An 8,899-nucleotide genomic window follows, 5' to 3' on the forward strand; every position below is an offset into this window, starting at 1 on the left:
AAGTTATTTAAAGGCTGTTGAAATATTGATAATCCTATCGGAATTATCAACATTCCAACACCACAGAATCATCATTATGAGATAATTAAAAATAAAATATTAACTTTGGAGAACTAGGCTAGTGCTTTTCATAGGACACGTTGTTGTAGGTAGTTTTTTATTTTTCAGAGTTTTAATATTTTATTTTCCGATTTTGCTTTTTTGTGTTTAATAGTACCAATAATTAAAAAAATCAGCATAAAGATTGGTATATAAAAATAGTTTTTCGCAAATCCACTAATCGAAAGAATGATGTCAATAATAATTCCAATCAAAGCGTAGGAATGGATTAAGTTATTCCGAATCGAAAATCCGTTTTTGATATTCACAAAGTGAGTTACAGAATTCAGTTTGTTTTTTTTCAGAGTCAGAAAATCAATTTCCGTTGCATTTTTATTTTCAGAGAGTGATTTTAAGTCAGTCAGATATTCGAGAAGCGCGAACTTATGATTTTTCATATGAGATTGCGGTTTTGCAGTATTCAAATATTCCGCAACTTTACTCAAATCCGTAAAATTAATTTCAGCTTTTTCTTCAATTCCGTTTTTTTGCTCAAGTTCTTTAATCAGACTTTTGTATTCTTTCATAAAGAATGTTTTGTCATTTTCTAAATCTTGAACTGAAGACATAATTTTGAATGTAGTTCGGTTTTCTTAAATTACCTACAACTGCAGGGTTAAACGTAGTTCTGCTTAGAGAATGAAAAGATAATAAATTCTTGAGCAATAATTAGAGAAAAGGACTTCCATATACTCTCTAATTATTGATTGTCAATTAGCTTCGCGAAAGCGAAGCGTAAATTGTAGAATTTATTGGCTTGGGAATTCGAGAAGCNTCGCACGTTTTGGCTCGAAGCCCGCAGAAGGCGATATTTTTAGGATAGGTTTTAGTAGTAATTTGGTTTAACCCTGCAGATGATAGCACATGCTTTAAGATGCATTGTCTGCGAAGCAGCGCAGATTAAAGTTCGCCTTTGGCGAATGTGCTATCATCGGTTTTGTGTATGGCTCGTTGCGTGTAAATTAACGATTATTTTTCGGTTGAGCCACAAGCCAGATTTTTAAATTTTACTATTTATCTTTTTTGTTGGAAATCGTCAAATTTAAAAATTTGGCGACTTTCCAAATACGCCTTAACTTTGGTTTAAGCAACTGACCAGCAATGAGCTATACACGTTGTTGTGCATAGTGTTTTATTCAGCTTTAATTTCGTACGGTCTTTCTGGAAATCCGAACAAGACTGCTTTATTCTCATCAATTTCCTTTATTCCGATTAGTTTTTCTCGTATATCGTTATCAAAAATTGACGCAAAATAAGTTCCTTGTAAATTCTCCAAAACTAATTTCCGCCCATTTCTTTTCATTCTTTTGTTCATTTCTTGGATTACTTTACTATCCAAAATTTTGTTGAAAATTAAAGGTATTTTTTCTTTATTCCATTGTGCTTTGAATTCGAGCGTCTCAATTTTTTCAGATTCAAGTTCCGTTTTGGTTGGTACAATTCTTTCATAGTCAGTCGCAAATTCAGTATCCTCTGTTTTTGATTCAGTTTCGCTCAACACAGTATAAGTTTTTCCCATTCTAAATATTCTTATTCGATTGTCATTTACGAATTCATATTTTGATTCGGAAAGTTTCTCGCTCCATTCAGTTCGGACTTTAGATAGTTCATTTCCACTTTTCAATTCAAGTTCAAAATGGATGATTTGGTCGTCATTAAATTCAATAAATTCAGGTCGACAGTAATCGTTTCCTGTTTTAATTTTTAACCAAGTTCCATTTAGGTTTTTCATTGATTTTAGGGTTTTCTGGACATTATGCACAACGGTCTCGTATAACCGTCAGTTACGGGTTAAATTAGCGATAATTTTCGGTTTAGCACAAGCCTTAGCAATTCCGAGTGGATTCGGACGTAGTCGAATCCGCCGTAATTGCGGTTATACATTGTTGTACACAGGGCTTTTTTTCATAAATATTAAAATCAGTCCGATAATTATAAAAGGAATACTCAATATTTGCCCCATATTTATTGTCATTTCGTTTTCAAATCCAACTTGGTTTTCTTTAAAAAACTCAATTGTAAATCTCGCTAAAAAGATTAATACTAAACATATTCCAAAAATTAGTCCATCACTCTTTTTGTTAGAAGTTTTTTTGTAAGTGAACATTAAAATTCCAAATATCAAAAGGTAAGAGAATGCTTCGTAAAGTTGAGTTGGATGTCTTGGAATTAAGTCATCTCTTTGAAAAACAACTCCCCAGTTTCCATTTGTCGGTTTTCCATAAATTTCAGAGTTCATAAAGTTTCCAAATCTTATGAAAGCTCCAACTATTGGTGCAACTATCGCAATTCTATCCATTAGCCACCAAAAATTTGTTTTGTATTTTTTGCAATAAATTCCAAGTGCAATTAAAACTCCGATTGTTCCTCCGTGACTTGCTAGTCCTTGAAATCCAATAAATTTATAAGAGGTACCAATTTTTTTAATTGGTAATAGGATTTCAATTGGGTTTTCAAAATAATAAGCTGGTTCGTAAAAGAAACAATGTCCTAATCTTGCTCCTAAAAGTATTCCAATAATGACATAGATGAATAGTTTATCTAATCTTTCAACGGGAATATTTTCTTTAATGTAAATTCTTTTTTCAACCTGAAAAGCTATTAGAATTCCTGTCATAAATAGTAGTCCATAATATTTTAGAGGAAAAGAGTCTGTAATCCAATAAATTACTGGGTCAAGATTCCAATTTATAATTCCATCGTTCATTCGCTATTGTCGTTTTTCTGCCTTGTGTACAACGGTCTCGTATAACCGTCAGTTACGGGTTAATATGCGTTAATTTTCGGTTCAGAACTGGTGTTAGCAATTCCGAGTGGATTCGGACGTAGTCGAATCCGCCGTAATTGCGGTTATACATTGTTGTAAAACGTATTTTTTTCATCCGATGTTATGAATTCGACCTTTCAGTTTGCTTCGATTAAATGAACTCACTCTTGTTTGGTCTTGCTTTTTTATAATTCCGTATGCAATAACAGGCACGAGTAAAAATCCGCCAACAACATAAATCACATAATGATTTCGGCTTCCAGAAAATATTGGATTTACAAAAAAGAACATTAATGGTGTTCCGATTAAAAAAATCAGTCCCGCTCCAATTTGAGCAATTTTTGATTCTTTCGTGTATAATTCGTCAACGTGAAATTCCGTTTTTATTCCGCAATTTTTACAATTCAGAGTTTTGTTTTCTCCATCTTGCATTGCAAATTCAACTCTCGTATTCGCACTTGTTGAATATCCGATTTCAGTTTTACATTTTTTACATTTTCCGTAAACTTTCATTTGTTTTCGCGGTCGGTTTTATATGTTTTACAACTGCAGGGTTAAACGTAGTTCTGCTTAGAGAATGAAAAGATAATAAATTCTTGAGCAATAATTAGAGAAAAGGACTTCCATATACTCTCTAATTATTGATTGTCAATTAGCTTCGCGAAAGCGAAGCGTAAATTGTAGAATTTATTGGCTTGGGAATTCGAGAAGNCCGACGATGTCGCACGTTTTGGCTCGAAGCCCGCAGAAGGCGATATTTTTAGGATAGGTTTTAGTAGTAATTTGGTTTAACCCTGCAGATGATAGCACATGCTTTAAGATGCATTGTCTGCGAAGCAGCGCAGATTAAAGTTCGCCTTTGGCGAATGTGCTATCATCGGCTCTGTATAAAGTTTGTTGCGTGTTTTCAAGCTAAAAGTAAGCAAATTATTACTGATTAGAAAGTTCGTTAGAATTTTCGCAAGTAAGCAAAAAGACAGCAATAAAATTTATACTTTGTTAGGCATAGTTATTTTTATTGTCTCCAAATGTTTATTAAAGAGTTCTTGTACTAATTTTTCTTCTTCTGGATATATGTCTTCTTTGTTCAATTTAATTTTCTTTTTCACGTATTCAACAAGTTTCGGACTAAATTCATACGATATAATTATATTATTCTCAAGTCTTTTCTGAAGTGGTTTACATTTCTCTATTCTAGCATATTCTTCTCTTTGATAATTTTCAGCCTCAGGAGTTTCTTCAATTGGTGACCATTGATAATTAACTGAATTAGAGAAAAAATGTTTTAAAGATTCTTCTAATGGTAATTTTAAATGACTATTATTTATAAATAATCCTTCCTGAGCTATTATTCTAATATTATTGTATGTTTTAAAGATTTCCTCATATTCTACTTTATTTTCTATTAAGAAGACATCTAAAACATTTATGTCAAACATTTCGTCGTTGATATTATGGTATCTTCCACTATCCATTTTTTCCTCATATACCTTTGAAAGTTCATCAAAATAATTTTTCCTTTTTTTAACACCATCATAAACGTTATCGATATTAATAAGTTCTAAATCCTTTTTATCAATAAAATAAAGACTGAAATTCTCAATTGTATCATTTTTCAATTTTTCTGTTGCGAAATACAATGATTTAGAAATATTTTCTGAAAAATCAATAAAAGATGTTGGTGCTCCAAAATGTTGAAGATAAGCCATCAAAGATAATTTTGACGGTGGTATTTTAAATGAGTTTAGATATTTATTAAGCAACGGATTTTGTCTGCAAATTTTTATGTAGTCATTTATAAATCTATTTGAATCTTCAATTGTGATTTCATTTGACATTAAATGCCTTTGTAATGAAGAATAAATTTTATATCGCCAAGAGCTTACTCCTCTATAAATTCCTTCTTTGTTTTGGTGTTCATCAAAAAAATTATCAAAATCTTGTTCAGTATTAATTTCAATAATTTTGAAGTGTTTTTCTTTATCTTCAATTGTGTTGTAAAATGGTATTGTTTTTCCCAAGTGCGATTTTTTTAATTATGCCTAACGTTTTTGTGTATGTTTCAGTTGCGTTGTTTAAGCACTAAATTTAGCAAATAATTACTGAATGGAAAATCCGCGAGGATTTTCCCAAGTAAGCTAGAAGCTAGCAATTGAATATACACGTTGTTGGGTGTAGTTTTTTATTATTCGTCTATTCTGTTTTTTAAATCCATTTGTCCGTGTAAAACTCTTGTGATTTCAATCGATTGGTCAATTCTTTTTCGGTAAAATATTATGTGTCTATTTGCTTTTAGACCGAAAAGTTCCGATTTAATTCCATCATAATTTTTTCCTAATTCTGGATTGCTGGCTATATCTTGACAAATATCAAGAAGCATATCATAATATCTGTCAGCTTGATTTTCGGACCAATTTTCGAGTGTGTATTCCCAAATTCCGTTTAAATCAGCAACGGCCTTATTGGTCAATTCATATTTAGCCATTCAGTCTGTGTTTAGCTTTTAATTCCTCAAGATTTTTTTTAGGGTCGAAATCGTGAGCAATTCCGCTATCTATTCCTTCTTGGATAGCATTTCTTAACGCAATAACTTTACTTTCTTCATTTTCCAATAGTCGAAGCCCAGCTCTGATTACTTCACTTACGTTTTTGTAACGTCCAGCAGAAACCTGAGTTTGTACAAACTGGTCAAAATAATTTCCGAGCGATATTGATGTATTTTTCATTCTGTTTTAGTTTTACTCAAATGTACCAATTTTTGGTAAATAAGTCAAATTTGTAAATTTTCGCTCAAATTACACCCAACGTGTTTGTGTATGGCTCGTTGCGGAAAATCAGCTATGATTTTCCGCCGTAACCGAAAAATAGCAAATTGCAATGAATTCCGATAGGAAATTCAGCCGCAATGAGCTATACACGTTGTTGTAGCACGTTTTTTTATTTTATATTCTCAAAAAACTCAGTTGGATTTCTCAAAAATCTGTCCGCATCTGAATCTTTAATTAATTCAGCTAAATTTTGAATTTTCGGTTTGCACAAATTTCCTTTGTCGTCTATTAAAATCCATTCTTTTCTGTCGCATAAATCCAACATTGATTTTATAAAAGTCAGAGTTGAGTCGGTCAAGTCAGTCCGAAATCGAAAATCTTCAATGTAATTTTCTTTCTCGTTAAAGTCTATACTCAAATCGTGGTCAAATTCCGCTTTTTCTGTTTTCCAACTCGCTCCGCCATTCCATTCCGCACGAGTGATTATTTTGTCAATGTCATTTTTCAATTCGGCAATATCAATTTCAATTCCTTTCCATCATTTTGTTGAAATCGCATCTTCAAATTCAGGTTCTGGTGCGTCATTCAATTCCATATCATAGTTTTCCCAATACTTTTCCCATTCAGAATGTTTAATTTCGAGCTGTTTTGGGATTCCGCCAAATTTTTCTTCAATTGGCTTTTTGGGAAGTACAAATGTTAGAAATTGGTTTATTGCCATTGGTTTGTTACTTATTTGATTTTTAAGCTGAAATATTCTTTCAATTCGGAATTCAAGAATCTAATTAATATTTCAGGATTTTTCACAGACTTTAAATCAAATCCATATTCAACTATTTCTTCGACTATGAATTCATCACCGACTTTAGCTAATTTTTGATTTTCATTCCCAATTATGTCTTTTTTGGCTATCAAAACATCTTTTACAGAAGCAAATAATTTGGGAAACTTTCTTTTCATTGGATATGTCAAAATGTGCTACAACGGTTTCGTATAACCGTCAGTTACGAGTTAAATTAGCAATTATTTTCGGATTAAGCACTGACGTTAGCAATTCCGAGTGGATTCGGACGTAGTCGAATCCGCCGTAATTGCGGTTATACATTGTTACAGCACGTATTTATTCTTCAAAATGTTTTTCGAAGCTATTTTCGCCTCGTCCACATATCCACTTTTTTCGTCCGCAATAGTTTTCAATTCCGATTCCGTTTTCGTCTCGAATTTCCGCTCATACATTTTAATCAAATTTTCTTTTTTCGCGCTCTGTTCCGCCAAATCCTTTTCAGTCAATTCTTTTTCAGGGAACATTTGATTCAGAATCTGTTTGTTTAAGGCTAAGAAAATTATAAGTAAGGTCAGAAAAATTGGATTGAATTTAATTGGTCCAATTCCGAATATTATGTTCGAGTAATAAATGTCAATTAGATTTACAATTCCGAGAATTAATGTCAGTCCGAATATATAAACATATATTTTTTTGTTCTTAAAGTACAGAATGGATGAGATTCCCACGAGTCCAATTCCCACGTAATGTTTATAATTCAAAACGTAATCCATAAATAATGTAATTCCGATTGAAATTGTCAAAAGGATTATTGAAATCAGAAGCGGAATTATGTCTTTACCGATGGTTTTTCTCATATGTGCTGTAACTGCAGGGTTAAACGTAGTTCTGCTTAGAGAATGAAAAGATAATAAATTCTTGAGCAATAATTAGAGAAAAGGACTTCCATATACTCTCTAATTATTGATTGTCAATTAGCTTCGCGAAAGCGAAGCGTAAATTGTAGAATTTATTGGCTTGGGAATTCGAGAAGCANCTCGAAGCCCGCAGAAGGCGATATTTTTAGGATAGGTTTTAGTAGTAATTTGGTTTAACCCTGCAGATGATAGCACATGCTTTAAGATGCATTGTCTGCGAAGCAGCGCAGATTAAAGTTCGCCTTTGGCGAATGTGCTATCATCGGTCTCGTATAACCGTCAGTTACGGGTTTATATGTTTTACTTTTCGGTTAAGCACAGGCGTTAGCAATTCCGAGTGGATTCGGACGTAGTCGAATCCGCCGTAATTGCGGTTATACATTGTTGTGTACAGTTTTTATTATTTTTCTTAGTTTATTCAAATCGCTTGGATCTTCTAATTTATGTATCATACTATGGCAATTACTACATAAAACAGCAAAGTCATTTTCCAAATCCACTTTAAATTTTCCGATACCTAATTCCGAAATTGGCTTTAAATGATGTGCCTCAATAAATTTTTCTCCTAAAACTCCATATTTTTCTTTGAAGGTCATATCACAAGCTTCGCAAGTATAACCTTTTAATTTTTTTACTTTATTCCCTAAACTTGTATTTCTTTCTATTCTCCAATGAAGTCTGATTTGTTTAGTTTCAAAATGGTTTTTTTCTGTATGATCACTGAAAGAATTGTCTGAATAAGCTAAATTCTCATATAAATCAAGAAATTTTGTTATGTCTGATTTTAGGTCAAATGAACTTGGAAGATTATCACTTGGGTAATATTTAGCGATTATATTTCCAGCTTCATAATGTTTTGCATTTTTAGTATTAGATTCCAGTTTTATTTTAGTTAGAAATTCTGAAGACTTATAGTTGATTTTTGCTCTAAAATCTTCTGCTCTTAATTTTAAAACGTCTTTTGCATTCCTTTTGTAATTTTCAATTACATCAGTTACTCCTTGGTTAAGCGATAAATAAACTCCAGTCATATCAGATTTGAATAGAAAGACAGGATAATACCCTTTTTGAGGTGTTTCTGTTATTAAAGTGTCAAGGATTGCTATCCAAGGACAATCTGTCCAATTTCCTTTACCTGGTGAGCCAATAGTTTTATATCTGGTCTTATCAATTAGAAGTTTGTCAATTTCTGATGGGAAATCATTTCGGAATTTACCAGCTAATTCATTTCCGCCAAAGTTTTTTGACTTTTCATTTAAATAGCTTTCAATTGGTTCGTTTAAAATATTTTCCATTCAGTTTTTAAATTGTACACAACGGTTTGTGTAAGGATAGTTGCGTGTGCAAGCAACTAACTTACTAAAAAGGAACGAACCAGAGGAAAATCCGTAGGATTTTCCGAGTAGGCAAGAACCAAGCAATTATTTTTAGCATCCATGAAAAAGCAGTAAGTCAGTATCTTTAAAGTTCACTAAAACGATTAAGATATGAAAACTGAACAAACTGCTCAACCAAAGTTATACATTGGCATCGACATTCACAAACGAAGTTGGAAAATACACTG

The 8,899-nt window shown here is 32.3% G+C and carries 12 protein-coding genes; all 12 read right to left on the reverse strand.

The genetic code is table 11. From position 1 onward, the window contains the following. Positions 1-164: 164 nt before the first annotated feature. The 12 genes from E1J38_RS14675 to E1J38_RS14725 all read right to left on the reverse strand — a co-directional run bounded on the left by E1J38_RS14675 (position 165) and on the right by E1J38_RS14725 (position 8,630). Complete coding sequence (locus E1J38_RS14675) at positions 165-668, reverse strand: hypothetical protein (RefSeq protein WP_133357650.1); 504 nt, start codon at positions 666-668, stop codon at positions 165-167. Between the two features lie 563 nt (positions 669-1,231). Beyond that, a complete protein-coding gene (locus E1J38_RS14680) occupies positions 1,232-1,831 on the reverse strand; it encodes a hypothetical protein (RefSeq protein WP_133357603.1) in 600 nt (199 codons plus the stop codon). Between the two features lie 144 nt (positions 1,832-1,975). Further along, positions 1,976-2,806 carry a prolipoprotein diacylglyceryl transferase gene (gene lgt, locus E1J38_RS14685; RefSeq protein ID WP_133357602.1) on the reverse strand — a complete coding sequence of 277 codons (831 nt, stop codon included), beginning with the start codon at positions 2,804-2,806 and terminating at the stop codon, positions 1,976-1,978. Between the two features lie 171 nt (positions 2,807-2,977). Then, positions 2,978-3,379 (reverse strand): hypothetical protein, encoded by a 402-nt coding sequence (locus E1J38_RS14690; RefSeq protein ID WP_133357601.1) that lies wholly within the window; start codon positions 3,377-3,379, stop codon positions 2,978-2,980. A 476-nt stretch (positions 3,380-3,855) separates the two neighbouring features. Then, positions 3,856-4,887 carry an FRG domain-containing protein gene (locus E1J38_RS14695; RefSeq protein WP_133357600.1) on the reverse strand — a complete coding sequence of 344 codons (1,032 nt, stop codon included), beginning with the start codon at positions 4,885-4,887 and terminating at the stop codon, positions 3,856-3,858. 164 nt (positions 4,888-5,051) lie between these two features. After that, complete coding sequence (locus E1J38_RS14700) at positions 5,052-5,351, reverse strand: type II toxin-antitoxin system RelE/ParE family toxin (protein ID WP_133357599.1); 300 nt, start codon at positions 5,349-5,351, stop codon at positions 5,052-5,054. Further along, positions 5,344-5,592, reverse strand: coding sequence for a type II toxin-antitoxin system ParD family antitoxin (locus E1J38_RS14705; protein WP_133357598.1), 249 nt, complete (start codon positions 5,590-5,592; stop codon positions 5,344-5,346). Before E1J38_RS14705 ends, E1J38_RS14700 begins: the two co-directional genes overlap by 8 nt. 211 nt (positions 5,593-5,803) lie before the next feature. Beyond that, positions 5,804-6,142 carry a hypothetical protein gene (locus tag E1J38_RS14710; protein WP_133357597.1) on the reverse strand — a complete coding sequence of 113 codons (339 nt, stop codon included), beginning with the start codon at positions 6,140-6,142 and terminating at the stop codon, positions 5,804-5,806. 30 nt (positions 6,143-6,172) lie between these two features. Further along, a complete protein-coding gene (locus E1J38_RS14715) occupies positions 6,173-6,355 on the reverse strand; it encodes a hypothetical protein (RefSeq protein ID WP_133357596.1) in 183 nt (60 codons plus the stop codon). 11 nt (positions 6,356-6,366) lie between these two features. Beyond that, complete coding sequence (locus tag E1J38_RS14720) at positions 6,367-6,594, reverse strand: hypothetical protein (RefSeq protein WP_133357595.1); 228 nt, start codon at positions 6,592-6,594, stop codon at positions 6,367-6,369. 147 nt (positions 6,595-6,741) lie between these two features. After that, a complete protein-coding gene (locus tag E1J38_RS15125) occupies positions 6,742-6,942 on the reverse strand; it encodes a hypothetical protein (RefSeq protein WP_133357594.1) in 201 nt (66 codons plus the stop codon). Between the two features lie 767 nt (positions 6,943-7,709). Further along, on the reverse strand, positions 7,710-8,630 hold the full coding sequence (locus E1J38_RS14725) for an MrcB family domain-containing protein (protein ID WP_133357593.1): 921 nt from the start codon (positions 8,628-8,630) through the stop codon (positions 7,710-7,712). Positions 8,631-8,899: the final 269 nt, after the last annotated feature.

Origin of the sequence: Seonamhaeicola sediminis (assembly GCF_004358095.2) — a bacterium.
GTDB classification, from domain to species: domain Bacteria; phylum Bacteroidota; class Bacteroidia; order Flavobacteriales; family Flavobacteriaceae; genus Seonamhaeicola; species Seonamhaeicola sediminis.